The sequence below is a fragment of the Pseudomonas sp. JDS28PS106 genome, assembly GCF_036706555.1.
Classification (GTDB): domain Bacteria; phylum Pseudomonadota; class Gammaproteobacteria; order Pseudomonadales; family Pseudomonadaceae; genus Aquipseudomonas.
In genome coordinates this window covers 40,797-66,015 of sequence record NZ_JBAJGT010000003.1, presented here as the reverse complement: position 1 = coordinate 66,015, position 25,219 = coordinate 40,797, and the positions used below count along the sequence as shown (strand labels likewise).

22 protein-coding genes are annotated in these 25,219 nt (G+C 63.4%); 10 read left to right on the top strand and 12 right to left on the bottom strand.

Annotated elements, in window-relative coordinates; translation table 11 throughout:
• Window positions 1–192 precede the first annotated feature (192 nt).
• Both TRP66_RS05585 and TRP66_RS05580 read left to right on the top strand, forming a co-directional pair.
• A complete protein-coding gene (locus TRP66_RS05585) occupies window positions 193–1,254 on the top strand; it encodes a WD40/YVTN/BNR-like repeat-containing protein (protein WP_442965171.1) in 1,062 nt (353 codons plus the stop codon).
• A 21-nt stretch (window positions 1,255–1,275) separates the two neighbouring features.
• Window positions 1,276–3,666, top strand: a complete 2,391-nt coding sequence (locus TRP66_RS05580) for an efflux RND transporter permease subunit (RefSeq protein WP_333400385.1) — start codon at window positions 1,276–1,278, stop codon at window positions 3,664–3,666.
• A gap of 101 nt (window positions 3,667–3,767) precedes the next feature.
• Here the strand turns inward: TRP66_RS05580 and TRP66_RS05575 are convergent, their stop codons facing one another.
• Window positions 3,768–4,481 (bottom strand): FadR/GntR family transcriptional regulator, encoded by a 714-nt coding sequence (locus TRP66_RS05575; protein ID WP_333400384.1) that lies wholly within the window; start codon window positions 4,479–4,481, stop codon window positions 3,768–3,770.
• A 96-nt stretch (window positions 4,482–4,577) separates the two neighbouring features.
• The gene (locus TRP66_RS05570; RefSeq protein WP_333400383.1) at window positions 4,578–6,323 is read right to left on the bottom strand and encodes an IlvD/Edd family dehydratase; all 1,746 of its coding nucleotides are present in this window, start codon (window positions 6,321–6,323) and stop codon (window positions 4,578–4,580) included.
• A gap of 191 nt (window positions 6,324–6,514) precedes the next feature.
• On the opposite strand from TRP66_RS05570, the gene TRP66_RS05565 reads away from it, so the two are divergent.
• The 6 genes from TRP66_RS05565 to TRP66_RS05540 all read left to right on the top strand — a co-directional run bounded on the left by TRP66_RS05565 (window position 6,515) and on the right by TRP66_RS05540 (window position 11,632).
• Entirely contained in the window at window positions 6,515–7,828 is a 1,314-nt protein-coding gene (locus tag TRP66_RS05565) for an MFS transporter (protein ID WP_333400382.1), read from the top strand.
• Window positions 7,829–7,858: 30 nt separating this feature from the next.
• Complete coding sequence (gene araD1 / locus TRP66_RS05560; RefSeq protein WP_333400381.1) at window positions 7,859–8,851, top strand: AraD1 family protein; 993 nt, start codon at window positions 7,859–7,861, stop codon at window positions 8,849–8,851.
• Between the two features lie 38 nt (window positions 8,852–8,889).
• Entirely contained in the window at window positions 8,890–9,174 is a 285-nt protein-coding gene (locus tag TRP66_RS05555; protein ID WP_333400380.1) for a DUF5629 family protein, read from the top strand.
• Between the two features lie 262 nt (window positions 9,175–9,436).
• Window positions 9,437–9,994, top strand: a complete 558-nt coding sequence (locus tag TRP66_RS05550) for a hypothetical protein (protein WP_333400379.1) — start codon at window positions 9,437–9,439, stop codon at window positions 9,992–9,994.
• Window positions 9,995–10,103: 109 nt separating this feature from the next.
• A complete protein-coding gene (locus TRP66_RS05545) occupies window positions 10,104–11,276 on the top strand; it encodes a lactonase family protein (protein ID WP_333400378.1) in 1,173 nt (390 codons plus the stop codon).
• A 173-nt stretch (window positions 11,277–11,449) separates the two neighbouring features.
• Window positions 11,450–11,632 carry a hypothetical protein gene (locus TRP66_RS05540; protein WP_333400377.1) on the top strand — a complete coding sequence of 61 codons (183 nt, stop codon included), beginning with the start codon at window positions 11,450–11,452 and terminating at the stop codon, window positions 11,630–11,632.
• Between the two features lie 149 nt (window positions 11,633–11,781).
• Here TRP66_RS05540 and TRP66_RS05535 read toward each other — a convergent pair whose 3' ends face one another.
• The gene (locus tag TRP66_RS05535; protein WP_333400376.1) at window positions 11,782–12,006 is read right to left on the bottom strand and encodes a hypothetical protein; all 225 of its coding nucleotides are present in this window, start codon (window positions 12,004–12,006) and stop codon (window positions 11,782–11,784) included.
• Here TRP66_RS05535 and TRP66_RS05530 point away from each other — a divergent pair.
• Complete coding sequence (locus tag TRP66_RS05530) at window positions 11,993–12,184, top strand: hypothetical protein (protein WP_333400375.1); 192 nt, start codon at window positions 11,993–11,995, stop codon at window positions 12,182–12,184. The two genes, TRP66_RS05535 and TRP66_RS05530, sit on opposite strands and share 14 nt — an antisense overlap.
• Window positions 12,181–12,387, top strand: coding sequence for a hypothetical protein (locus tag TRP66_RS05525; RefSeq protein WP_333400374.1), 207 nt, complete (start codon window positions 12,181–12,183; stop codon window positions 12,385–12,387). The genes TRP66_RS05530 and TRP66_RS05525 overlap by 4 nt, the downstream gene beginning before the upstream one ends.
• Window positions 12,388–12,510: 123 nt before the next feature.
• On the opposite strand, the gene TRP66_RS05520 is transcribed toward TRP66_RS05525, so the two are convergent.
• The 9 genes from TRP66_RS05520 to TRP66_RS05480 all read right to left on the bottom strand — a co-directional run bounded on the left by TRP66_RS05520 (window position 12,511) and on the right by TRP66_RS05480 (window position 25,219).
• Complete coding sequence (locus tag TRP66_RS05520; protein WP_333400373.1) at window positions 12,511–16,152, bottom strand: AAA family ATPase; 3,642 nt, start codon at window positions 16,150–16,152, stop codon at window positions 12,511–12,513.
• On the bottom strand, window positions 16,149–17,393 hold the full coding sequence (locus tag TRP66_RS05515) for an exonuclease SbcCD subunit D C-terminal domain-containing protein (RefSeq protein ID WP_333400372.1): 1,245 nt from the start codon (window positions 17,391–17,393) through the stop codon (window positions 16,149–16,151). Before TRP66_RS05515 ends, TRP66_RS05520 begins: the two co-directional genes overlap by 4 nt.
• Window positions 17,394–17,446: 53 nt before the next feature.
• Window positions 17,447–19,099, bottom strand: coding sequence for a BatD family protein (locus TRP66_RS05510; RefSeq protein WP_333400371.1), 1,653 nt, complete (start codon window positions 19,097–19,099; stop codon window positions 17,447–17,449).
• Window positions 19,096–20,817, bottom strand: a complete 1,722-nt coding sequence (locus TRP66_RS05505) for a VWA domain-containing protein (RefSeq protein ID WP_333400370.1) — start codon at window positions 20,815–20,817, stop codon at window positions 19,096–19,098. Before TRP66_RS05505 ends, TRP66_RS05510 begins: the two co-directional genes overlap by 4 nt.
• A complete protein-coding gene (locus TRP66_RS05500; protein WP_333400369.1) occupies window positions 20,814–21,872 on the bottom strand; it encodes a vWA domain-containing protein in 1,059 nt (352 codons plus the stop codon). The genes TRP66_RS05505 and TRP66_RS05500 overlap by 4 nt, the downstream gene beginning before the upstream one ends.
• Window positions 21,865–22,359, bottom strand: a complete 495-nt coding sequence (locus tag TRP66_RS05495) for a DUF4381 domain-containing protein (protein ID WP_333400368.1) — start codon at window positions 22,357–22,359, stop codon at window positions 21,865–21,867. Before TRP66_RS05495 ends, TRP66_RS05500 begins: the two co-directional genes overlap by 8 nt.
• Window positions 22,356–23,300 carry a DUF58 domain-containing protein gene (locus TRP66_RS05490; protein ID WP_333400367.1) on the bottom strand — a complete coding sequence of 315 codons (945 nt, stop codon included), beginning with the start codon at window positions 23,298–23,300 and terminating at the stop codon, window positions 22,356–22,358. Before TRP66_RS05490 ends, TRP66_RS05495 begins: the two co-directional genes overlap by 4 nt.
• A gap of 4 nt (window positions 23,301–23,304) precedes the next feature.
• On the bottom strand, window positions 23,305–24,264 hold the full coding sequence (locus TRP66_RS05485; protein ID WP_333400366.1) for an AAA family ATPase: 960 nt from the start codon (window positions 24,262–24,264) through the stop codon (window positions 23,305–23,307).
• Between the two features lie 205 nt (window positions 24,265–24,469).
• A complete protein-coding gene (locus TRP66_RS05480) occupies window positions 24,470–25,219 on the bottom strand; it encodes an amidohydrolase family protein (protein ID WP_333400365.1) in 750 nt (249 codons plus the stop codon).

Here is a 25,219-nt window from a genome sequence, read left to right as displayed (position 1 = left end):
GGTCCGAGGGCCGGAGCGGAGCAGAGCGAATGGCAGGATCATCAGGCGCAATGATGGCTCGTCAATCACGGCAAGGCCGATGGGGCAAAGTTGAAGGCCTGTCGATTGTCAGGCATTTGCAAAATTGCCTAGGATGGTCCGGCTTCCGGCGGGCGGCAATCGGCTCGATAACAATAAGAAAGGGAGAAGTTCATGAGTGAGCCTTCCATGTGGCGCATTTGCCCGGCGACCGGATCACGCGGCGCCGGCTACGCAAGCCGGATTCTGGCCATGGCGCTGAGCCTGACGGCGGCGAGCACGCTGGACGCCGCCGACCTGGCCGCACCTGCCCAGGCGGCAGCGGTGCAGGCCGTGCAATCGGACAAGGCCGCGCGCAGCCTGCTGCTGGAGATCGCCCACGCCGGTTCCCGGCTGGTGGTCGTCGGCGATCGCGGGCATATCCTGTATTCCGACGATCAAGGAAAAAACTGGGTGCAGGCGCAGGTGCCTGCCCGCCAGTTGCTGACCGCCGTGCATTTTGTAGACGCCCGGCATGGCTGGGCGGTCGGGCACGACGCCTTGATTCTGGCGAGCGAAGACGGCGGACAGACCTGGCAGACGCAGTTCGAAGATCCGCAACGCGAGGCGCCGCTGCTCGATGTCTGGTTCAAGGACGCCCGTAACGGTTTCGCCGTGGGTGCCTACGGTATGCTGCTAGCCACCCAGGACGGCGGGCGCACTTGGCAGGACATCGGCGAACGCCTCGATAACGAAGATCAATACCACCTCAACGGCATCGCCTGGGTGAAGGATGCGGGTCTGTTCATCGTGGGCGAGGCCGGCAGCATGTTTCGTTCCACGGACGATGGCCTCAACTGGGAGAAGCTTGAAGGTCCCTATCAGGGGTCGTTGTTCGGCGTGACCGGCACGGCGCAAGCCTCCACGCTGCTGGTCTACGGGCTGCGCGGCAACCTGTTTCGCTCCACGGATTTCGGTGACAGCTGGACACAGATAGATCTGGTCGCGGCACGCGGACCGCTGGACTTCAGCCTTGCCAATGCCGCGTTGATGGGCGACGGTTCACTGGTGCTGGTCGGTAACGGCGGCAGCGTGCTGCGCAGCAGCGATGATGGTCGCAGCTTCATGGTGTTCAACCGTCCAGACCGTATCTCGCTGGCCGGCGTCACTGTCAACGATCAAGGCAATCTGGTGCTGGTCGGGCAGGGGGGCGTCCATCTGAGTACGCCGACCGGCGCCGAGCTGACATCCCGATAGCATTCCAGGACGGACTCTGCCATGACCAACCTTCGACACACCCGGCATCACGGCGACAAGGCCAGTCTGCTGGAACGCCTGATCTTCAACAACAGGCCCGCGGTTATCCTGCTCTGCCTGCTGACCAGCGTTTTCCTGTTCTGGCAGGCGACTCAGGTCAGGCCCTCCACCAGTTTCGAAAAAATGATCCCGCTGGATCATCCGTTCATCCAGAACATGATGGACCACCGTCATGATCTGGCGAACCTCGGCAATACGGTAAGGATTTCGGTAGAAGCGCTTGATGGCGATATCTTCTCCAAGGCCTATATGGATACCTTGCGAGAAGTTCACGACGAGGTGTTCTACATCCCGGGCGTGGACCGGTCGGGTCTCAAGTCACTATGGAGCCCCAGCGTGCGCTGGACGGAAGTGACCGAAGAAGGTTTCGCCGGCGGCGAGGTCATCCCGCAAAGCTACGACGGCTCGGAGCAGAGCCTGGAACAGCTGCGCAACAATGTGCTCAAGTCCGGGCAGATCGGCCGGCTGGTCGCCAACGATTTCCGTTCGAGCATCCTCGACGTGCCGCTGCTCGAGTCCTACCCCGACCCGGCGGACCAGGGCAAATTGATCAAGCTGGACTACCAGCAATTTTCCCACCAGCTCGAAGAAAAGATCCGCGACAAGTATCAGGCGCAGAACCCCAATGTCAGGGTGCACATCATCGGCTTTGCGAAAAAGGTCGGCGATCTGATCGACGGCCTGCTGATGGTCGTGATGTTTTTCGGGGTCGCCTTCGTCATCACGCTGGTCCTGCTGCTGTGGTTCACCCGTTGCATCCGCAGCACCATCGCCGTGCTGAGCACCACGCTGATCGCCGTGATCTGGCAGCTGGGGCTGATGCACGTAGTGGGTTTCGGCATCGATCCTTACTCGATGCTGGTCCCGTTTCTGATCTTTGCCATCGGAATTTCCCACGGGGTGCAGAAAATCAACGGCATCGCGCTGCAATCCAGCGACGCCGAGAATGCACTGACGGCTGCGCGCCGCACGTTCCGCCAGCTGTTCCTGCCGGGGATGATCGCCATCCTTGCCGATGCCGTGGGGTTCATCACCTTGCTGATCATCGACATCGGGGTGATTCGCGAACTGGCCATCGGCGCGTCCATCGGTGTCGCGGTGATCGTGTTCACCAACCTGATCCTGCTCCCGGTGGCTATTTCCTACGCCGGGATCAGCAAGCGGGCAGTGGTGCGCAGCAAGCAGGACGCGGTGTCGGATCATCCTTTCTGGCGTTTGCTGTCGAACTTCGCCAGCCCTCGGGTCGCACCGGTGTCGGTGGTTCTTGCACTGCTGGCCTTCGCCGGCGGGCTCTGGTACAGCCAGAACCTGAAAATCGGCGATCTGGATCAGGGTGCCCCGGAACTGCGTCCTGATTCGCGATACAACCAGGATAACGCCTTCATCATCGAGCATTACTCCACCAGCTCGGATGTGCTGGTAGTGATGGTCAAGACCCCGCGAGAAGGCTGTTCGGCGTGGCCGACCATGTCGGCCATCAACGAGCTGGCCTGGAAGCTGGATAACACGTCCGGCGTGCAGTCGGCCATCTCCCTGGTGACGGTTTCCAAGCAAGTGATCAAGGGCATGAACGAGGGCAGCCTGAAGTGGGAAACCCTGTCGCGCAACAAGGACGTGCTCAACAGCTCCATCGCCCGGGCCGACGGGCTTTACAACAATGACTGCTCGCTGGCCCCGCTGCTGGTGTTTCTCAACGATCACAAGGCCGAGACGCTCGATCGGGCCGTCAAGGTGGTGCAGGACTTCGCCGCCGAGAACAGCACGCCCGAGCTGCAATTTCTGCTGGCGGCGGGCAACGCCGGGATCGAGGCGGCCACCAACGAGGTCATCAAACGTTCGGAGCTGACCATCCTGGTGCTGGTGTATATCTGCGTGGCGGCGATGTGCATGATCACCTTCCGCTCCTGGGCCGCGACACTGTGCATCGTATTGCCGCTAGTGCTGACGTCGGTGCTGGGTAACGCACTGATGGCGTTCCTGGGCATCGGCGTCAAGGTCGCGACACTGCCAGTGGTGGCGCTTGGCGTCGGGATTGGCGTGGATTACGGGATCTACATCTACAGCCGTCTGGAAAGCTTCCTTCGCGCCGGATTGCCGTTACAGGAGGCGTACTACGAAACGCTGAAATCCACTGGCAAGGCCGTGTTGTTCACCGGGTTGTGCCTGGCGATCGGCGTCTGCACCTGGATCTTTTCAGCCATCAAGTTCCAGGCCGACATGGGGCTGATGCTGACATTCATGCTGCTCTGGAACATGTTCGGCGCCCTCTGGCTGCTGCCGGCGCTGGCGCGGTTCCTGATCAAACCGGAAAAAATGGCCGGCAAGGTCGGCCATTCGCTGTTTTCCCATTGAGTAAAGCAATCTACTGTAGGAGCCAGCTTGCTGGCGATGCAAACAACACGGTTTGCCTGTTATCGCCAGCGAGCTGGCTCCTACGGATACGGGGGATGCAATCACCCGCCGCCCAGCACCACGGTCAGGGCATTACGCGCGTCGTCCAGCTGCACCAGGGTCGCGTGCCGCGCGCCCAGTGCGTCGCGGTTCTGGATGGCGGTCAGGATCGCTTTATGACGCGGCAACGCCAGTTCGTGCAGATTGGGCCGCTGGTTGGAATGCTTGAGTGCTTCACGCAGCGCCAGCGACAGCATGTTGCACAGGTGCGCCAGCAGGTCGTTATGGGTCGCGTCGGCGATGCGGCTATGGAAATCCAGGTCCGGCTGCAGCCAGGCTTCGGCCGTCTGCGCCGCCTCCATGCGCTGGTAAGCCTCGTCAATGGATTCGATTTCTTCGTCGGTCGCATGCTGCGCAGCCAGTGCCGCCACCGCCGGTTCGATCACCGCGCGTACGCTGGTCAGCAGGTTGAAGAATTCGTTCTGCGGCGAACTCTGCATGACCCAGTGCAGGACGTCCGGGTCCAGCAGGTGCCATTCGCGCCGCGCCTTGACCACGGTGCCGACCCGCGGCCTGGAATACACCAGCCCCTTGGCGACCAGCACGCGGGTGGCCTCGCGCAGGACCGGCCGGCTGACCGCGTACTCTTCGCACAACAGGGCCTCGGCGGGGAGTTTTTCGTCGGGTTTGAAGCGGCCGGAAACGATCTGCATGCCCAGTTCCTGGACAATCCGCGCATGCATGCTCTTTCGGTCGGAAGGCTTTCGATAATCCATGGGGTCGCGAGTCGATCCTGGCGATGAATGCCGCGCATCATACCATCGCGCGGCTCGTGCGGCGGGCGCCGGGATACCGACGCCCGCCCGAATCGATCAGTGCGAGTGGCGGGGCACCTCGGCGCCGCGGCAGCCGACCAGAAAATCGAAATCGCAGCCTTGATCGGCCTGCATGACGTGGTCAATGTACATCTGGCGGTAACCGCCGGCGATGAACTGCGGCTGGGGCGGCTGCCAGTCGGCGAGGCGGGCGGCCAGTTCGGCTTCGGGAATGTCCAGATGCAGACGTCCCTCGATGCAATCCAGTTCGATCCAGTCGCCCTCGCGCACCACCGCCAGCGGGCCGCCCGCCGCCGCTTCCGGCGCGACGTGCAGAACCACGGTGCCGTAGGCGGTACCGCTCATGCGCGCATCGGAAATCCGCACCATGTCGGTCACGCCCTGGGCCAGCAATTTGGCGGGCAGGCCCATGTTGCCGACTTCAGCCATGCCGGGGTAACCCTTGGGGCCGCAGTTCTTCATGACCATGATCGAATTTGCGTCGACGTCCAGATCCGGATCGTTGATCCGCGCCTTGTACATTTCGAAGTTCTCGAAGACCACCGCCCGGCCTCGGTGTTGCATCAGCGCGGGGGTGGCCGCCGATGGCTTGAGCACCGCGCCCAGCGGCGCCAGGTTGCCGCGCAATACGCAGATCCCGCCGTCGGCGCGAATCGGGTTGTCCAGCGCGCGTATGACCTGATCTTCACCGTAGATCGGGGCGGCGGAGACGTTTTCGCCCAGGCTTTTGCCGTTGGCGGTCAGTGCATCCGGGTTGGGCAGCAGGCCCGCCTCGTTCATGCGCCGCAGTACTGCCGGCAGACCACCGGCGTAGTAGAACTCTTCCATCAGAAAGCGTCCCGAAGGTTGCAGGTCGACGATGGTGGGCATGCCGCGACCGACGCGCGTCCAGTCGTCCAGCTCCAGGTCCACGCCGATCCGGCCGGCGATCGCTTTCAGGTGGATGACCGCGTTGGTGGAGCCGCCGATGGCCGCGTTGACGCGGATCGCGTTCTCGAACGCCGCCTTGGTGAGGATCTTCGACAGGCGCAAATCTTCACGCACCATGTCCACCGCGCGCATTCCCGACATGTGCGCCAGCACGTAGCGGCGCGAATCCACCGCCGGAATCGCCGCGTTGTGCGGCAGCGAGGTGCCCAGCGCTTCGGCCATACACGCCATGGTCGAAGCCGTGCCCATGGTGTTGCAGGTGCCCGCCGAGCGGGACATGCCAGCTTCGGCGGAGAGGAATTCGTCGAGGCTGATCAGCCCGGCTTTATAGGATTCGTGCATCTGCCAGACGATGGTGCCGGCACCAATATCCTTGCCGGCGTGCTTGCCGTTGAGCATCGGCCCGCCGGTGACCACGATGGCGGGTATGTCGCAGCTGGCCGCGCCCATCAACAGCGCCGGCGTGGTCTTGTCGCAGCCGGTCAGCAGCACCACGCCGTCGATCGGGTTGCCGCGAATCGCCTCTTCGACATCCATGCTCGCCAGATTGCGGGTGAACATGGCGGTGGGGCGCAGGTTGGACTCGCCGTTGGAGAACACCGGAAATTCCACAGGCCAGCCGCCGGCTTCGATAACACCGCGTTTGACGTGCTCGGCGATTTGTCGGAAATGGGCGTTGCAGGGCGTCAGCTCCGACCAGGTATTGCAGATGCCGATGATCGGCTTGCCGTGAAACTGATGATCGGCAATGCCCTGATTTTTCATCCAGCTGCGATACATAAAGCCGTTCTTGTCGGCGGTGCCAAACCATTGAGCGGAACGCAGGGTCGGTTTCTTATCGTTATCAGACATGATCGGCTCTCTTATTGTAAGACTTAATCGCGCATCTGACGGCTAAGGTAAGCCTAAAAATTCAAGATTGGAAGAGTTGTGATCTCGAATAGTATTACTATATAGTCGTGTTCACTGAGCGGCGACCGAGGTGAGCAGTCCTGCGGCGATCACTCAAGGTTCCATAACAAAAACAATTGGAGACCGCCTTCATGAGCCACGAATTGCGGCTTATACGTCGCATCACCCTGAAACTCATTCCCTTCCTGATCCTGCTGTACCTGATCGCCTATGTGGATCGTTCCGCCGTGGGCTTCGCCAAGCTGCACATGGGCGCGGACATCGGCATTGGCGACGCTGCCTATGGTCTGGGCGCGGGACTGTTCTTCATCGGCTATTTCCTCCTGGAAATCCCCAGTAACCTGATGCTCGAACGTTTCGGCGCCCGTCGCTGGTTCGCCCGGATCATGATCACCTGGGGCGCGATCACCATCGGCATGGCGTTCGTCCAGGGGCCTTACAGCTTCTACGTGATGCGCTTTTTGCTGGGCGCGGCGGAGGCCGGATTCTTTCCTGGCGTGCTGTACTACATCACCCAGTGGTTCCCGGTCCGCCATCGCGGCAAGATCCTCGGTTTCTTCATCCTTTCGCAACCCATCGCCATGATGATCACCGGCCCCGTCTCCGGCGGTCTGCTGGGCATGGACGGCGTGCTGGGGCTGCACGGCTGGCAATGGTTGTTCATCGTCATCGGCACTCCGGCGATCCTGCTGACCTGGCCGGTTCTGCGCTGGCTGCCGGACGGCCCGCGGCAAGTGACCTGGATGAGCCAGCAAGAGAAGGACTGGCTGAGCGGCGAGCTTCAGAAAGATCTGCAGGAATATGGCCAGACCCGGCATGGCAATCCTCTGCATGCCTTGAAGGACAAGCGCGTGTTGTTGCTGGCGTTGTATTACCTGCCGGTGACCCTGAGCATCTATGGCCTGGGGCTGTGGTTGCCGACGCTGATCAAACAGTTTGGCGGAAGCGATCTGACCACCGGTTTCGTGTCGTCGGTGCCTTATATCTTCGGCATCATCGGCCTGCTGATCATCCCGCGCAGCTCCGACCGTCTCAACGATCGCTACGGGCATCTGGCCGTTCTCTATGTACTGGGCGCCATTGGCCTGTTCGGCAGCGCCTGGCTGAGCCTTCCGGTCGCGCAACTGGCGGCGTTGTGCCTGGTGGCCTTCGCGCTGTTTTCCTGTACCGCGGTCTTCTGGACCCTGCCGGGACGGTTCTTCGCCGGTGCCAGCGCGGCGGCCGGCATCGCTCTGATCAACTCGGTCGGCAACCTCGGCGGCTACCTGGGCCCGTTCGTCATCGGCGCTCTGAAAGAGTCCACCGGCAGCCTGGCGTCGGGGCTGTACTTCCTGTCCGGGGTGATGGTGTTCGGCCTGTTGCTTACCGGCATCGTCTATCACCGGCTCGAACGCCGACATGCCCTGGCACCGGCTGATTTCTCCGCCAGCGCCAAGGCTCGCTGAAAAAGCCGCACACATACACAGGAGCTGATCATGCGACTCATACAATTCGAACTGAACAATGGCGAGCGCCGCGTGGGCGTGGTCGATGGTGACCGGATCAGGGAAGTGCAGGGCGCCCAAAGCGTTCGCGAACTGGCGCTGGCCGCCGTGGAGGCGGGCATCGGGCTGGTCCGGCAGGTGGAAGGGCAGGGCGAGGGTGCCAGCCATGATTACTCGCAGTTGCTCGAAGAGCTGCGCGTGCTGCCGCCGCTGGATCACCCGGACCCCGCGCACCTGCTGGTCAGTGGCACTGGCCTGACTCACCTGGGCAGCGCTTCGGCGCGGGACAAAATGCACCAGCAGGCCGGCGACGAGGCGGCCATGACCGACACCATGCGCATCTTCAAATGGGGTGTGGAGGGTGGCAAGCCGGGCGCGGGACAAACCGGCGTGCAGCCTGAATGGTTTTACAAAGGGGACGGCAGCATCGTGGTCCGTCCCGGCGCAGCCTTCGAATTACCGCCATTCGCTGAGGACGGTGGCGAGGAGCCGGAGATGAGCGGCCTGTACGTCATCGGGCCGGATCGCAAGCCTTACCGCCTGGGCTTTGCGGTGGGCAATGAGTATTCCGACCACATCATGGAGCGGCGCAACTACCTGTACCTGGCGCATTCCAAGCTGCGCGCCTGCTCGTTCGGTCCCGAGCTGCGCGTCGGCGATCTGCCGCAGAACCTGGCGGGCACCAGCCGTATCTGGCGCGATGGACAGCTGCTGTGGGAGAAAGAATTCCTCAGCGGCGAGGCCAATATGTGCCACAGCCTGGAAAATCTCGAGTATCACCACTTCAAGTACGCGCAGTTCCTGCGGCCGGGCGATGCGCACGTGCACTTCTTCGGCACGGCGACCCTGTCGTTCGCCGACGGGATCCGCACCCAGCCGGGTGACCGGTTCGAAGTCAGCCAGCCCGAATTCGGGCGAGCGCTGGTCAACGGCCTGAAGCCAGGCGAGGCGGTGTTCCAGCCGGGAGGGATCGGGCGGCTGTGATGTATCATGCGGCTTTTTCTCCAGACGGCAAAAAGCTCATGACCACTACTTCCGATACTCTTCTTGCGGCCCTGCAGTCGACGACCATGCTGGAAATCGACGGCCTGCATGCCTGGGAGTTTTCCCTGGACGAGGGCTTGTACATCGAATGCATGGACGGCCGCGAGCGCAAGGTCTGGCGTTTCAGCGCGGCCCAGCTCGATGCGGCGGTGTTCGACTCGTCGCTGCAAAGCTGGGTCATCAACGACGGTGCGGCGGACCACCGCATCGTCTGTCTGGATGCCTTCAAGCCTTCCGAAGACGACGAATCGGACCAGGATTGATCCAGATCAAGGTTTTCGAGCGCGCAACGCGCTAGATTCGTTTTTACCTGTCGGTCGCGTTCACGTAGCCGCCGGCATCGGGTGGTAGGGTGTTCGCGCGCGGGTTGCAGGGGCCTCCCTGTGACTGCGCTTGCTCGGACGTGCTTGCCTTTTCTTGTGCCTGACCCTTGGAGGTCGGGCATAACGACGTGTCATTTTTTTACTGGCCGAGCCAGTTCTCTGCTCACGGATTCGAGCAAAACAAGAAAGATAGGGAGATCCAATGTCTACTCAAGGTGCGTTGAGTCGTGCACGCCTGTTGCCGACCTTCATAGGTGTCCTGTTGCTGGTACTGGGCGTCGTCATGTTGATCGGCGGCTCCAAGCTGGCAAGCCTGGGCGGCTCGTTCTATTACATGCTCTGCGGTTTCGGATTCGCGGCCATCGGGGTTCTGCTGGTCATGGGATTGCGCTTCGCGGTGTGGCTGTTCACCCTGCTGTTGCTGATCTGTACGGTGTGGGCGCTCTGGGAAGTAGGACTCGACCGGCAGGAACTGATGCCGCGTCTGTTCGTCTGGTTCCTGATCGGAGTGGTGCTGTTGCTGCCAATGGCGCGACGAGGGCTCAGGCCGTTGCGTCGCCATCTGTCCATTACCGGACTGATGATCGCGGTGCTGCTGGCGGGTATCTCGGTCGATCCGGTGAACCAGATCAGGCAAATAGTGCCGCACTACCAGGCTTTTCTGTCCAGGCTCATACCCAGTCTAGACCTTTCGCCTGGCCCCGAGGCTGATAGCCAGCAGATCGCTGTCCAGGCTCCGCTGCCCGAAACCGAGGGATAGACGGCGCCTGCTCTGCGGAATGCGGCAAAACTACCCGAGCCCGCAAAGTGTCCAAGGCCTGACTGTCGAATAGTCGGCGCCCACAATTTGAACAAAAGGAAAGCCTCCTATGTCCCCTGTATCGCTGCGATGGCTGGCGCTGGCCGCCGTCATCAGTGCAGCCCCACTCCAGGCTGAACCCATGACCGATATCGATTTAGTGGTAGGTACGTATACCCAGGGCAAGAGCGAGGGCATTTATCGCTTCGCCTTCAATCGCGAAACGGGCCGTATCGACGCGACGCCTCGTCAACTGATCAAGTCGGAAAACCCGTCCTGGCTGACTTATTCCGAAGACGAACGTTTCGTGTTCGCTGTGAACGAGAACGGACCGGGCCAGAGCGATCCGGTCGGCAAGGCGAGCAGTTTCAGCATCGACCCCAAGACCCGCGAATTCACTCCGATCAATCAGGTGAAGAGCCACGGCGACGAACCGACCCACTCGAACCTGAGCCCGGACGGCCGCTATCTGTTCGTCGCCAACTATGCGGTCAACCCGGACCCGGGCGGTGTGCTGGCGGTCGTTCCTGTCGCTAGGGACGGCAAGCTGTCCGAGCCCGTGCAGACGCTGCCGCTAGGGCCAGGCAGCAAGGTCAATGCCGAGCGTCAGGTCTCGTCGCATGTCCACTCGGCGGTTCCGACGCCGGACGGCAAATACCTGGTCGCGGCCGACCTGGGTGCCGACAAGCTGTTCGTGTTCGATTACGACCAGGATCGCGCCAAGCCGCTGCAGCCGGCCAAAGTCCCGACTGTGCAACTGCCCGGCGGCAGCGGGCCGCGGCATCTGTTGTTCAGCCGCGCCGGCAAACATGCCTGGCTGGTGTTGGAGATGTCTGCCGAAGTGGTGGCATTCGAATACCAGGATGGCGAGTTCAAGCAGACTCAGAAGGTTGACCTCAAGAACGCCGGCGTTCAACAGAAGAACGGCGGGGGAGGTCTGCACGTCTCGCCGGATGGTCGTTTCCTCTATGTCGCCAACCGTGGCGATGCCAACCAGATACTGGTCTTTCGCATAGACCCCACCACCGGGATGCTGGAAGAAATCCAGCGTCGCTCCGTCGAAGGCAAGGAACCTCGGGAATTCAGCTTCGACCCGAGTGGCAACTTCATGTTGTTCGCCAATCAGAAGAGCCATCAGATCGTCACGGTCCGCCGCGATCCGCAAAGCGGCCTGCTGGGCGACACTGTTCAGAAGTTCGATCTGGAGTCTCCATCTCACCTGTACTTCTTCGCCGAAGACTGAGCGCAGTACCCACAGCCCGCGTCATACGCGGGCTGCGGGTACTATCAATGCAGTCGATATGAGTTAGTGCTACAAAAGATTTCTGCGAATCGGTCACCGGGCGTAAGTTTGAGTCACGGCCACAACGGCCCCCGACTTTCACCCGCTACAGCAACTACCGAGAGGTGACCGCCATGAACCTGAATGTATTCTCTACCATCGCCGCTTCAGCCATTTCCGCCAGCGTCGCTTTGCCTACTGCCGCCAGCGTCGAACTTTCGGGGCGTCGGGCCAGCAGGGCGCAAAGTTACACTTCCAAGTACCTTCAGCAAAGCGCCAACTTTTATGCCGCTCTGGACCACAAAGTACAGCATTGACCGACACTGAATCCATTCCCCGTCATCGAACCCTACGCTTCCGGGGAATGGATTCAGGAACGGCTCTGGGTCAATGCTTTCGCGAACATGTTCGCCCGCTCAGGTCGATGCGACCACTGCCCAATGCGTGGCAGACCAGGCATCTTCTGTCAGCGAGCCTGTTCGCGAAAGTGCTGACTGCCGAAACTCTGCCGCTTGCGCGTGGCGGAGTTTTTTTTGTGTTCCATATGAACTTTCAGATCACTCAGGTCGCGCAGTCTATTAAATAAACTGATAGTTGCTATATGGATTGATGTTTTCCCTGATGTTTCGACTTCGCGCATCATTGCCGCCACGATACATTGTTGCGGAGTCAACATCATGGCCGCTGCCATTCTTCATTCCATCAAACAGGGCGCGTATATCGCAATTGCCCTCTATGTCGTTTTCATCGCAGTGGTCACTATCACCAGCATGAATCCACAATTCAAGGATCCTGCCTTTCGCATGACAGGCGCGACGCTGGTCGAGCTTCCAGCGCCGGCAAACGTCGCGCCAGAGCGTGCGTCATGAGCGGCGCGGGAATCTGGGTCACCGCCGGCCTGGCAATGATGATCAACGGCAGTTCACTGCTGGGCATCGGCCAGAACTCGGCCGGTGCCGTGGCCCGCAGCATCGAGTGCCTCCATGGCATCGCCCACGCCATCGAACGCGCCCGCTCGGAGCGGATGGCCGTCGTCAGCCCGCCGTGCGGGAAGCTGATCGAAGCGGCATAGAACCTGATTCGGCCCAATCGCACCCCCCCGTAGGAGCCAGCTTGCTGGCGATGTGATCCGTCTGACGTGACGCATCGCCAGCAAGACGGATCGCCAGCAAGACGGATCGCCGCCCGCTGGCTCCTACTGGACTTCGATCACGCTCAACCCGTTGCCTTGTCGGCGAACCTTGATCTGCACCGGTATCCGCTCGTGCATTTCCTGGACATGGGAGATGACGCCCACTTTTCGCCCTTGCGCCTGCAGGCCGTCCAGCGCGTCCATCGCCAGTTGCAGCGACTCGGGGTCGAGGCTGCCGAAACCTTCGTCGATGAACAGCGACTCGATGCGCAAGGTGCTCGATGCCATGGACGCCAGCCCCAGCGCAAGGGCCAGCGACACGAGAAAGGTTTCACCGCCGGACAGCGAATGCACCGAACGCAGTTCGTCGCCCATTTCGGTGTCCAGCACCAGCAGGCCCAGCATGCTGCCGCCGCGCTTGAGCCGGTAACGGCGCACCAGTTGCCTGAGCTGGGCGTTGGCGTGATGCACCAGCAGGTCGAGGTTGTAGGCCTGGGCGATCTTGCGGAATTTGTCGCCTTCGGCCGAACCGATCAGGGCCGCCAGCCGTGCCCAGCGCTGGTAGTCGGCTTGCGCCTGGCTGATCCTGGCCTGCAATTGACTGCTGGCATCGCGTCGGCGTTGGTCTTCGCTCAATTGCGCGCGCAGGTCGGCGCACTGCTGTTCGCTGGCGACCAGCTGCTGCTCGGCTTCGGCGAGCGCGGCCTCGAGCCCGACCAGGTCGATCTCGTCGGTGTGCTGCGCTTGATGTTGCTGCAACCGCTGCTGGCGCTCGTGAACCCGCACCTTGGCCTGTTCCAGCGCCTTTTCGCAGGCCTGCAACTGCTCGCGGAGCTGCCCGGCGCTGGCGTCGTCGTAGCCCAGCAAGGTTTCCAGCGTAGTGTCGTCCAGTTCCGGATGGCCGCTGCGCCATTCGCTGATCTGGCGTTCCAGATCGTTCTGTTCCCGTTGCAACGCCTGCTGTTGCTGTTCGGCGGACTTCAGTTCAGCCGCGAGCTGGATCGACTGGGTCTGCACGTCCTGCAACGCTGCGCCCGCCGCAGCTTCGTTATTCCGCGCCTGCTCGATGGCCTGCTCCAGCGCTTGTTGCCAGTGCCCGGCATCGACATGGGCCCCCAACAGTTCGGTCAACGTGCGACGGCTGGCCTGCTGTTGCTCGTCCAGCGCCGACACCTGCTGTTGGAGATCGGCCTGGAGCTTGAGCCGCACTTGCTGTTCGAGTTGCTCGCGTTCGATCTTCGGCTGTCGTTCACGCTGTTCGAGCTGTTCTTCGGTCTGCTGGGTCAGGAGATCCAGACGTTCGGTCACCCGCTGTTCGAGTTGCATGAGCGCCGATGAACCTTCGTTGCGCAAACTGTCCAGCGTTCCGGGCGAGACCAGCGGCGCGAAGGCGGCCAGTTCTTCGTCTACGCGCTCGCGATCGCCGGCGATCTGCTTGAGCTGCTCGGTTACCTGCGCGGCAGCCGTCTGGCTGGCCTGCGCCGCGATCTGTACCTGTTGTTGCAGACGCGCGGCGTCTTTCTGCAAGCGCAGCAAGGCTTCCTGGCGCTGCTCGTCAGCACCGATGACGTCCGCCAGCTGCGCCAGCCGATGTTGCAGCCAGGCGTCGCGTTTGGTGGGCTCGCGGTCCAGCAACTGCGCGGCGTGCGGGTTGGCGTCCAGTTCGGGAGTCAGCATCTGACGCTGATGGGTGAGTTGTTCCTGCTGACGCAGCAGCTCTTTCTGACGCGCGATAACGCCGCCGACCTGTTCGCGCAACTGAGTCCGCTGTTCCTGCAATGTTTGCACGGCTTGTAGCGCGCGGGCCTGCTCGTCTTCATCGTGGCGGCTCAGGCTCTCGAGGAGTGCCTCGGGTTTGTGCCAAGGGTGTTCGACGCTGCCGCAGACCGGGCAGGGCTGATCGTTCTGCAGCTGGGCACGCAGTTGCTCGGCGCTGACGTTGCGTGCCAGTCGCTGGCGTTCGAGCAGTTCGCGGGTGACGGTCAGGGTCTGTTCGGCGACCTTGAGTTCGTGGCTGACCCGGATCCCTTCGGCATTCAGCGTCTCGCGCTCTTGTCGAGCGCTATCCTGCTGCCGGGCGAGTTCTTCGAGTTGCCGATCGACATCCCGCACGCCGGTCCACAGCCGCGCCAGCTCCTCGACAGCGCGCTGCTGTTTACGATTGTCCTGCAACAGGCTGCCGAGGATCTGCAACTGTTCGGTCACGGCTTCGACTTCGCAGTCCGCCTCGCGATAGAGCAGCTCCAGCGCCTCGCGCTCGCGATCCAGCTCAAGACTCGCCTCGGCCGCCCGACGCTCCAGACCCGGCAGTTCGCTTTCGCCGGTCTTGAGGCGGCTGGCCGTCAGGTTCAAGGACTTCAGGCGATCCCGCCAGGCGTTCCAGCTTTGCGCGAGATCCACCAGGTCATCGCTGCGCGTTAGCTGTTGCGCAATACCTTCCAGGCGCCGCTCCACGTGCTGTTGCTGGTCGAGCAACGTCTGCACGCGTTGGTGGCCTTGTTCGGCCTGTTGCCCGGCTTCACAGTGCAGGGCGCTGTGCTTGGCCAGTTCCTGTTCGAGACGAATCACGTTGGCCTGGATATCGAACGCCTGCTGCAACGCGGGTCTGGCATCGGTGTGATGGCGCTGGGCATCGAGCAGGGCGGTCGCGGCATCGGCCCGCGCTGTCTCCAGGCGCTGTCGTTCGGCCGCCAGCTCTGCCTGCTGGCGCTGATGGAGCAGGATCTGCTCGGCCAGCGGAGTCAGTTGGGCGCGCAGCACCAGACGGCGTTCGAAGCGGTGGCGATGCGTGCCCAGTCTGTCGAGCAACGCCTGAGTCTGACGGTCCCCGGCCCGTTGTTCCCAGTCCTGTCGGGCCCGGTCGAGGCTCTCTTCGGCACTCTGTCGTTCATCCTGCAAGCGTTGCAGTTCGACCAGCCACTGCCGGCGCTGCTCCAGCTGGCGCTGCCCGGCCTGCTGCACTTTGAGCTGCTGCGCGGCGGCGTCCAGCGAGGCTTCCAGCGCGGTGCGCTGTTCGGGGTCGAGGGGCACGAAATTGCCGGCCTGATCCGTCAGCGCACGCAACGCTTCCTCCGCTTCCTTGCTCTTGCTGTAGGCGCGACGCCCGAGCTGGCTGTAAATCGCGGTGTTGGTAAGCTTTTCCAGCAGTTCGCTGCGTTCTTTGTCGTCGGCTTTGAGGAACGCGCTGAATTCGCTTTGCGCCAGCATCACCGCCCGAGTGAACTGTTCGAAATTCAGACCCAGCCGCGCTTCGATCAGGTGCTCGAACTCGCGCTTGCTCTGATTGCTGAGAATCTGTTCGCTGTCCAGGTCGGTCAGCGTCTGGCGGCTGGCCTGGAGTTTCTTGGCGGCATTGTCGCGCGCACGATTGGTTTCCCAACGCGCTCGATAGCGACGCTGATCGACGCCGACGAAGTCCACTTCGGCGTAACCGCTGCCGGTGCCCCGGCGCAACAGGGTACGCGGGTCGCTGGTGGTGATCTCGCCGTCAACGTCCGGGACTTTCGATTGGCCGATATTGCTCAGGCGTGGAATGGCGCCGAACAACGCCAGGCACAAGGCGTCCAGCAAGGTGCTCTTGCCCGCGCCGGTCGGTCCGGTGATGGCGAACAGGCCGGCGCTGGCCAGCGGCTCGGCGGTGAAATCCAGCTCGAACGGGCCGGCCAGCGAGGCCAGGTTCTTGAGGCGAATGGCCAGGATTTTCATGGCTGTTCCTGCTCCTGCTGGACATCACGCAACAGCGTTGCGAAATCGTTGAGCGTCTGTTCGTCCACTTCGCTGCCGAAGCTGTCCAGCCAGGCGCGGCTGAACAGCTCCTGCGGAGTGAGCTGGTCCAGTTCGATCAGCGCCTGTTCCGCGTCGGCATCGCCGCTTGCGCCCCGGCCGGCGTATTCGGCGCCGATGCGCACCAGCCGTACCGCCTTGCCCTGCAGGGCGGTTTCGATCTGGTTGCGCAAGTCCGGTTGTGGCTCGTCCAGCCGCACCCGCACTTCGAGCCAAGGCTGGCGATCCGGGTCCGCCAGGAGATCGATATCTGGCAGCTCCTTGAGCTGCACCAAGAGTTCGGCCAAGGGAGCCGGCCCCAGGCGCTGCAAGTTCACTGCGCGCGGGATCAGGCAGGGTTCGACGCTGACCAGTTGTTCGCCGTCGCAGTTGATTTCCAGAATCTGGTGCTGATAGCCGATTTCCGAGAACGACAGCGGAATCGGCGAGCCGCTGTAACGGATGCGTTCTTCGCCGTTCACTTTTTGCGGTTTGTGCAGATGGCCCAGCGCGACATAGGTGATATCGGGGCCGAACAGACTGGCGGGCAGCGCCTCGGCATTGCCGATGATCAGGCTGCGCTCGGAGTCCTCGGACACCGAACCGCCGGCCATGTGGGCATGGCTGACCGCGATCAGCGCCTGTCCTGGCTGACGCTTGCGGTTGGCCGCTTCGATCAGCAGTTCGTGGACCTTGCCAATGCCGCGCAAGTAATCGTCGCCCTGGGTCATGCCGGTGACTTCGGCCGGGCGCAGGAACGGCAGCGCCAGGCACCAGGCGCGCACGTCACCCTTGGCGTCGGGCAGCGGCAGCAACAGACGCTCGGCATCCAGCGTACCGTCGTCCAGCCACAGGACCCGGCCCAGGGCATGCGTGCGCAGTCGACGCATCAGCGGAGCCGGCAGCTCGATGCGCGAGCCGGAATCGTGGTTGCCGGCGATCATCACGATGGTCAGCGCGGGTTGTTGTTCGTGGGCCTGAACGATGAAGTCGTACAGCCGCTCCTGGGCTTTGACCGGGGGATTGACCGTGTCGAAGATATCGCCGGCGATCAGCAGCACGTCCGGTTGCCGAGTGGCGAGGCGGGCGAGCAGCCAGGTCAGGAAGCACGCGTGCTCGAAATCCCGCTCCTGGCCGTGAAGGTTCTGACCCAGATGCCAGTCAGAGGTGTGAAACAAACGCATTGAGATACCTTGTCATGGATGAGCCGGGGCGGCGCTGATGCGACGCAGCGGCCTCACTTTGGATACAGGGGCGGTAGACTGCTGTCGCCGGTCTGATCCTGAATATGTTCGGCCGCCGGCAGCGTGCGAATGGCGCGCCAGAGGTCCTCGCCCAGCCACAGCTGGCCGGTCTCGCTGTACAGCGCGCCGTTCAGGCCGTCCAGTGCATCGGACAGCGGGACGAAGCGGGCGGCCATGTCGGCCAGGGTTTCGGGTTGCTGGCGGGCCCAGGCGTCCAGCGCCTGCCGGGTGGCCTGCGGGTCGTTGGCCAGGCACGCCCGCTTGAGGTCGTCCAGCACGGTGCGCGGGCTGGGACCGGCCTGTGCGGTGCGCGCCACGGCGGGCAGGCCACGGGCACGCCACCAGAGGATCGAAAATACCAGTGCCAGGAAGGCGAAGAACAGCGTGCTCATTTGCCAGGGCCAGACCGGCGCGCCATTAAGAGCCTGGGTCGCGTCGCCGTCGACCGGTGCATCCACCGCAAGACCGGGATTGGCCGCGACCTGCAAGGTGCGGGCCGGCAGGCTGGTGTGTTCCAGATGGTCCTCATGGGTGTTCCACCAGGTAATGTCCACCGCGGGCAGTTCGATCGCGCCGGCGCGGCCGGGCACCAGCGCCTCGCGTTCCTCGCGGGTACCGATCAGGCCGCGCTCGCTCGCCAGATTGTTCAGCTGCGGCTGGTCAGGGTAGCGACGCAGACCCGCGACGTCGGTGGCTGGCAGCGGCGGCAATTGCGAGCCGGCCTGACCTTCGGCCTTGAGCACCAGCGTGCGGGTCAAGGAGTCGCCCACCTGACTGTTGCCGGGTTCCGGGCTCCAGCGCTCCTCCAGGGTCAGGCTGCGCGCGGGCAGCCAGGGCACATTGGCGGGATAGTCCGCGGGCTTGGGCTTGACGGTCAACGGGACCTGCGCCGAACTGACCCGCACCAGCCGGCCGGGTTGCGGCCCGAAGGGGTTGGCATTCTGCTGGGGATTCTCGCCCGGGGTCTGGACCAGCGTGGCGGTGAACACCTGGGGCGGGATGATCAGCACGCCGCTCTGCTGCGGATAGATGGCGTAGCGCATTTCGATCACGCCGTGTCGCACGCCGTTGATCAGCTTTTCATAGGTGCGCGAGTCGCCCAGTTTTTCGATCCGGGCCTCGGGTATCTGCAGCGGCGTCATGCTGCTGTCATCGAACAGCGAGACCGAATGGTAAATGCGCAGCGTCAGCACCGCTTGCGCCTGCACGTAGGTGGAATCCTGGTCCAGCGTCGCTTCGATGAACACCGGCGCCAGCTCCGTGGCGGGCTCCTGGCTGTCGCCCTGGACGACTTGCAGCGTGACCGGCTGGCTCTTGAGTTCGCCCAGTTGCAGCACCGGGATGACTACGCTGCCAGTGCGTCGTGGCAAGAGTGTGATGATCCAGCGGGTAGTGGCTTCGGTCGTGCCGTCCAGTGTGGTCAGGCGGTTGAGTTGCCTGGAGTCGCGGACCTCGAAGTCGGCGTCCAGAACGCTCAGATCGGGTTTGCCGAATTGGGTGAAATCAGTGGTTTCCAGTGTCAGCTCCACGGTCTCGCCGACCAGCAGGCGCGTGCGATCCACGCTGGCGGTCAGATCCGCCGCGTGGCTCGACACGGCGAGCAGGCTCGCCAGCAGGCCGATTATCAAGAGGTAGACGCGAGTCATGGAGTGTTTTCCTGGTATTGCTGTTCGTAACGAAACTTGCGCCGCAACAACTCGCCCGGATCGTCAGGGATCTTTCTCAGCCACTGCTCCAGTTCCTGGCGCCGCTCGCCGGTCAATTGCGTGTCGGCGGGGCGGATCGGCGGCCGGGTGGTCTGCTCGTCATCCTCCCCGGTATCGATCGCGGTCTGCCCGGAGGTCTCGGTGGGCGGGGCATCGCTGGACGCCTGCTCGCCGGTTTCGGATTCCTGCGGATCGCCGTCGGGCGAGGACTGGGTCTGGCTGGCCGGGGGCTGATCCGACTCGTCGTCGTCCTCCGGCGGAGGCGGCTCGGGTTCGTCGCCATCGGGGTCCGTCTGCTCTTCCAGCACTGCCTGGATCAGTTCGCGGTTGTACTGCGCGGCGGGAAAATCAGGCTGACGCTCCAGCGCCTGATCGTAAGCATCCAGGGCTGCTGCCAGCTCGCCGGCCCGTGCCAGCGCGGTGGCGCGGTTGTAGTGATCGGCAGCGCTGTCGCCCGCGGCGAATTGCTGCGCAGCGCCAGCATAGTCACCGGCTTCGTAAAGCGCGACACCTTTCCAATGCGGGTCTTCGAAGCGCAGCGCCGCTTCGGCCGGGCGCCGCTGCTCCAGCAGGCGCTGGCCTTGCTGATCAGGACGCAGCCACAGATCCCGAAACTCGAACGCCTCGCTGCGCTGCGGTATCCCAGCCAGCATCAGCAGCGGCAGGCACAGCAGCCAGCCGCGCCGCCCGGCACAGGCTGCGACCAGCAGCAGCGGCAGCAGTAACCAGTGGCCTTGATCGGCCCAGGTATCCAGGCGCACCCGTTGACCATCGTTGCGCACCTGTTGCGGCCCCGCCAGCAGGCCCAGACGCCGCAGGTCGTCATCGTCGCCGCCCGCCTGTTGATAACGGCCGCCGATCTGCCCGGCGAAACCCTCGAGGCTGGCGCTGTCCAGGCGCGGCACCAGAATCGCGCCTTGTCCGTCCTTGAGCAGACTGCCGTTCTCTTCGGTCACTGGCGCGCCTTCGGCAGTGCCAATACCCAGTATCGACAGGGGCGGCGAGTCGCCCCGCAACTGCTGGCGGATCCCGATGCGTTCCTGCTCGCTGAGCGCTGACGCGATCAGCAGGATGCGACCGCGACCCAGGTCCGCCTGTTCGAGCAGCGTCAGCGCCTTGCCCACGGCCAGATCGGCGCGCTGCCCAGCGAGCGGCATGATCGAGGGTTTGACGGCCTCCAGCAGGTTGCTGCTGGTGACCAGGTCGTCCGACAGCGGCACTAGCGTATGGGCGCTGCCGGCGTAGACGATGATCGCCGTCTGGGAATCGCTGCGCACGCGCAGCAGATCCATCAGTTTGCGCCGCGCCTGTTCCAGCCGGGTAGGGGGTGTATCGGCGGCCAGCATTTGCGGAGTCAATTCCAGAATCACCACCAGCGGGTCGACCGGCTTCTGGCTGATCTGCTCCACGCGCTGCCAGCCCGGCCCGAGCAAGGCCAGCACGGCCAGGGTCCAGCCGAGGCCCAGCACTACCCAGGGCAATTTGCTCGACCCGCCACGGCCGCCATCGAGCAGCACCGAATGGAAAGCCGCAGGCAGGATCAACTGCCAGCGCCCGGTGCGTTTGCGCCGGTGCCACAGACGCCAGAGCAGAATCGCCAGCAAGGGCACTGCCAGTAACCACCAGGGGCGAAACCAATGAGGCCATAACGCGATCATTTGCGCCTCCACCAGCGTTGCAGCGCCGCTTGCCACCTCAAACCGCGCAGGCGGCTGGTCATGCGCTGCAGGACATGCCCAGGCCACAGCTCGCGCAGCACCAGCAGCACGCTCAGCAACAGGGCAGCCGTCAGCGGCGCGTGGTAGAGCGCGATGGCCGGACGGGCCTGGGTCGGTTGCTGGGCGACCGGCTCCAGGGCATCGAGCGTGGTCCGAATCTGCTCCAGCTGGTCACCGTTGCGGGCGCGGAAGTAGCGTCCGCCGCTCAGTTCGGCAATCTGCCTGAGGGTCGGTTCATCCAGATCCAGGCTGGGGTTGAGTCCCAGCAAGGTTTGCAGGCCGTTGTCTTGAGGGTCCGAGCCGATGCCGACTGTGTAGATGCGCACGCCTTCCTCGGCCGCCAGTCGGGCGGCGGTGATAGGGTCGATCTGGCCGCCGTTGTTGGCGCCGTCGGTGATCAGCACCAGCACGCGGCTCTGGGCCGGACGCAGTCGCAGCCGTTTGAGCGCAAGCCCTATGGCGTCGCCGATGGCGGTGTTCTTCCCGGCGATGCCGATTTTCGCTTCGTCCAGCCAGACACGCACGGTGCGCCGGTCAAAGGTCAACGGCGCCTGGACGAAGGCCTGGCTGCCGAACAGGATCAGTCCGACCCGGTCACCTTCGCGGGATTCCAGAAAGTCCCCCAGCAGGTGCTGGACCAGCGACAGGCGGCTGACTTCATCGTTGTTCCATTGCATGTCCGGATAGTCCATCGACCCGGAGACGTCCACCGCGACCAGCAGGTCGCGACCGCTGGCGGCGACGGGCAGGGGTTCGCCCAGCCATTGCGGACGCGCGGCGGCCATCAACAGCAGCAGCCAGAGCAGCAACAACGGCGCGCGCTGGCGCCACACCGGCAAGTGCGCCCGGGCGCGGCGCCCGCTCAGACCTTCCAGCTCGCCAAGGAAACTGACCTTGAGCGCCGCTTCGCCGCTGTCCGCCGGCGGCAGTATGAGACGCATCAGCCACGGCAGCGGCAGCAGGGCGAATACCCAAGGCCAGACGAACTCAAACATGTTTGCGAATCCAGGTTTCCACCGCCTGGGTGAGGCCGGTGATCGCCTTGTCATCGAGCTTGCATTCGGGCTTGTAGGCGCCTTCGACTAGCACCATCCAGCGGGTCAGGCCGGCTGCGGGGCAACGGTTGTCAAGAAACGCCAGCCATTTGCGGCCGTTGAGGGTATGGCTCTGGCTATAGGGGTAGTGATTGCGACACAGGCGCTTGAGCAGGGCATTGATCTGCTGCAACCAGGCACCGGCCGGAGCGCCGTCGTAGGGCTTGGGCAGGCTGGCCAGTTCCGCCAGCGCCGCGATCCGGACGCCGTCGAGCGGCTGTTCGGCGCGGGGCTGGCGGGTTCGGGTCGGCAGCAAACGGCGCAGGCGGCATACGCCATATCCAAGCAGCGGCAGCAGCGCCAGCAACAGCCACCAGCCTGGCGCCAGCGGCCACCAATCGACGGGAGCAGGCTGGATCAGCGGTTGCAGCTGGTCGAGCGGGTTCATCGCGCTCGCACCGGACGCTGGGCGTTGAGATAGTCGCGCAGCTGGTCCACCAGACCTGAGCGGGTATCGAGTGGCATCAGCAGCACCCGCAGCTTCTGGGCCAGCAGCTCCCAGCGCGCGCTGCGTGCTTCGCCCAGGGCGCGGTATTGTCGGCGCAGTTCCGGATCCAGTGTGTCGAGCTCCAGCTGCGCGCCCTGTTCAGCGAACCGCAGCAGGCCCGCGGCGGGCAGCGCGCGATCCAGCGGATCGGACAGTGGCAGCAACAGCAGATCGCAATGCTTGGACAACAGGCTGAGTTGCTGTTCGGCCGCATCGCTGAGCGCTCGCTCGTCACACAATACTATGACCAGACTGCCGGGACGCAGGACCTCGCGTGCCCGCCGCAACGCAGTGCCGAAGGCTTCACTGTCGGCGGGCGTGTCGGCGTGCAGAGACTGGTTGACCCGCACCAGACGGTTGAGCAGTTGCAACAGGCTCTGCTTGCTGCGCCGTGGCTTGATTTCGTAGTGCTCGTTGTCGCCGAAGACCAGCCCGCCGACCCGGTCGTTATGCTCCAGCGCGGCCCAGCCGATCAGCGCGGCCGCGTGCGCGGCGAGCACCGACTTGAACAGCTCGCCCGAACCGAAGAACAGGCGTCGGCTCTGCTCCACGAGGATGAAGATCGGTCGCTCGCGCTCTTCATGAAAGAGTTTGGTATGCGGCTCCTGAGTCCGCGCGGTCACCCGCCAGTCGATGTTGCGCACATCGTCGCCAGCCTGATAGACCCGCACCTGATCGAAATCCACACCCCGGCCGCGCAGTTTGGAATGATGCAGGCCGATCAGCGGGCTGCGCCTGCCGGGCGACGAAAACAGCTGCACCTCGCGCACGCGATGGCGCATTTCGATCAGCTCGGCGAGGCTGACGCGGATGCCAGGCTGGGAAATCAGGTAGGGCTGCATGGTGTCAGGCGACGGCGACGACGTCGAGAATACGCTGGACCACGCGGTCCTGGTCGATCCCGGCCGCCTCGGCTTCGAACGACAGGATGATCCGGTGCCGCAGTACATCGAACAGCACGGCCTGAATGTCCTCGGGGCTGACGAAGTCGCGTCCGGCCAGCCAGGCATGGGCGCGGGCGCAGCGGTCCAGGGAGATGGAACCGCGAGGACTTGCGCCGTACCCGATCCATTCCGCCAGCTCGGGATCGAACTTGGCCGGAGTGCGGGTCGCCATGACCAGTTGCACCAGGTATTCCTCTACTGCGTCGGCCATGTACAGACCGAGGATTTCCTTGCGCGCGGCGAAGATCGCCTGCTGACTGACGCGGCGCTCCGGCTTGGCCTCGCCGTTCAGCGCCTCGCCGCGAGCCTGCTGGAGAATCTTGCGCTCGACGGCGGCATCCGGAAAACCGATCTTGACGTGCATCAGGAAGCGGTCCAACTGCGCTTCGGGCAGCGGATAGGTGCCTTCCTGCTCGATCGGGTTCTGGGTCGCCATCACCAGGAACAGCGGCGAGAGGTCATAGGTACTGCGCCCGACGCTGACCTGACGCTCGGCCATGGCCTCCAGCAGAGCGGACTGCACCTTGGCCGGCGCGCGGTTGATTTCGTCCGCCAGTACCAGGTTGTGGAAAATCGGGCCCTGCTGGAATACGAAACTACCGGTTTCCGGACGGTAGATCTCGGTACCGGTGATGTCAGCCGGCAGCAGGTCGGGGGTGAACTGGATACGGTGGAACTGGGCCTCGATGCCTTCGGCCAGTTCCTTGATGGCCTTGGTCTTGGCCAGGCCGGGCGCGCCTTCCACCAGCATGTGGCCGTCGGCAAGCAGTGCGATCAGAAGACGTTCGATCAGCTTTTCCTGGCCGAGGATTTGCGTTGAGAGAAATGTTCGCAGCGCGATCAACGCTTCACGATGTTCCATCGATAACGGTTCCTGGCAGGTAATCAGGCGAGTCGGACGACTGCTCGGCTGGGGGCGATACTTTAATCCATCCGCGTACGATCCACTAATGACTCCGGGTGATTTTGTGGATTTTCAGGACCTGTATCGCGGAATTTTGGGAATTGTCCGACAAGTTTTGTAGATTCTTTGTAGGAAGAATGATCCGGCGCTTCCAGCCGTCCGCTCAGGCGAGTCGATAAAAGCGAGCGGCGTTGTCCCATAACGCGCGCCGGGCGCCGGCTTCCCCCAGAGCATCGGTCAGCAGCACGATATCCTGCGCGTCGAACGGGCGTGGTGCTCGGGTCGAAGGCAAGTCGGTGCCGAACATCAGCGCCGCCGGATTGGCGGCATCGATACTGCGCAGCGCTTGTGCCACGGGAAAGTCGACTCGTCCAAAGCCGCAGGCTTTGATGCGCACGCCGCGCTCCGCCAGACGCAGCACCGCCGGCAGACCCTCCGCGCTCAGCCCCAGATGATCGATGCTGATGGCGGGCAGTTGCAGCAGTCGGCTCTCGATCTGCGGCAATGCCCTCGAGTCAATGTAGAACTCGGCATGCCAGCCGACCTGCTCATGCACTCGTTTGGCAAGAAATTCCAGTTGATCCAGCTGTTCAGAGCCTCCCCGCCGCAGGTTGAAGCGCAGCCCCCGGACACCGGCGGCGTCGAGCGCCTGGAGTTCCAGGTCGGTCACGCTGGCCGGCAGCTGGGTCACGCCGACGAATGCAGGCCCCAATCGATGCAGCGCATCGAGCAGATAGCTCTGATCGAACCCCTGAAACGAACCCGACACCACGGCGCCGCCGACGACGCCCAGGGGCGTGGCCTGCGCCAGGTAATCCGTGACCGTGAAGGGCTCGGGCAGGTAACCGTCATTGGGTATCAGCGGGAAGCCGGGGTCGATGATGTGGCAATGGGCATCGAAGATGGGAAGCAT

Bases quoted from the DNA above. Each gene is read 5' to 3' on its own strand.
- TRP66_RS05485 (WP_333400366.1), bottom strand. From the start codon at position 24,264: ATGGAACATCGTGAAGCGTTGATCGCGCTGCGAACATTTCTCTCAACG.
- TRP66_RS05545 (WP_333400378.1), top strand. From the start codon at position 10,104: ATGTCCCCTGTATCGCTGCGATGGCTGGCGCTGGCCGCCGTCATCAGT.
- TRP66_RS05575 (WP_333400384.1), bottom strand. From the start codon at position 4,481: ATGGATTATCGAAAGCCTTCCGACCGAAAGAGCATGCATGCGCGGATT.
- TRP66_RS05480 (WP_333400365.1), bottom strand. From the start codon at position 25,219: ATGCTTCCCATCTTCGATGCCCATTGCCACATCATCGACCCCGGCTTC.
- TRP66_RS05580 (WP_333400385.1), top strand. From the start codon at position 1,276: ATGACCAACCTTCGACACACCCGGCATCACGGCGACAAGGCCAGTCTG.
- TRP66_RS05550 (WP_333400379.1), top strand. From the start codon at position 9,437: ATGTCTACTCAAGGTGCGTTGAGTCGTGCACGCCTGTTGCCGACCTTC.
- TRP66_RS05500 (WP_333400369.1), bottom strand. From the start codon at position 21,872: ATGTTTGAGTTCGTCTGGCCTTGGGTATTCGCCCTGCTGCCGCTGCCG.
- araD1 (WP_333400381.1), top strand. From the start codon at position 7,859: ATGCGACTCATACAATTCGAACTGAACAATGGCGAGCGCCGCGTGGGC.
- TRP66_RS05520 (WP_333400373.1), bottom strand. From the start codon at position 16,152: ATGAAAATCCTGGCCATTCGCCTCAAGAACCTGGCCTCGCTGGCCGGC.
- TRP66_RS05515 (WP_333400372.1), bottom strand. From the start codon at position 17,393: ATGCGTTTGTTTCACACCTCTGACTGGCATCTGGGTCAGAACCTTCAC.
- TRP66_RS05495 (WP_333400368.1), bottom strand. From the start codon at position 22,359: ATGAACCCGCTCGACCAGCTGCAACCGCTGATCCAGCCTGCTCCCGTC.
- TRP66_RS05530 (WP_333400375.1), top strand. From the start codon at position 11,993: ATGGCCGCTGCCATTCTTCATTCCATCAAACAGGGCGCGTATATCGCA.
- TRP66_RS05535 (WP_333400376.1), bottom strand. From the start codon at position 12,006: ATGGCAGCGGCCATGATGTTGACTCCGCAACAATGTATCGTGGCGGCA.
- TRP66_RS05505 (WP_333400370.1), bottom strand. From the start codon at position 20,817: ATGATCGCGTTATGGCCTCATTGGTTTCGCCCCTGGTGGTTACTGGCA.
- TRP66_RS05570 (WP_333400383.1), bottom strand. From the start codon at position 6,323: ATGTCTGATAACGATAAGAAACCGACCCTGCGTTCCGCTCAATGGTTT.
- TRP66_RS05510 (WP_333400371.1), bottom strand. From the start codon at position 19,099: ATGACTCGCGTCTACCTCTTGATAATCGGCCTGCTGGCGAGCCTGCTC.
- TRP66_RS05525 (WP_333400374.1), top strand. From the start codon at position 12,181: ATGAGCGGCGCGGGAATCTGGGTCACCGCCGGCCTGGCAATGATGATC.
- TRP66_RS05585 (WP_442965171.1), top strand. From the start codon at position 193: ATGAGTGAGCCTTCCATGTGGCGCATTTGCCCGGCGACCGGATCACGC.
- TRP66_RS05565 (WP_333400382.1), top strand. From the start codon at position 6,515: ATGAGCCACGAATTGCGGCTTATACGTCGCATCACCCTGAAACTCATT.
- TRP66_RS05490 (WP_333400367.1), bottom strand. From the start codon at position 23,300: ATGCAGCCCTACCTGATTTCCCAGCCTGGCATCCGCGTCAGCCTCGCC.
- TRP66_RS05555 (WP_333400380.1), top strand. From the start codon at position 8,890: ATGACCACTACTTCCGATACTCTTCTTGCGGCCCTGCAGTCGACGACC.
- TRP66_RS05540 (WP_333400377.1), top strand. From the start codon at position 11,450: ATGAACCTGAATGTATTCTCTACCATCGCCGCTTCAGCCATTTCCGCC.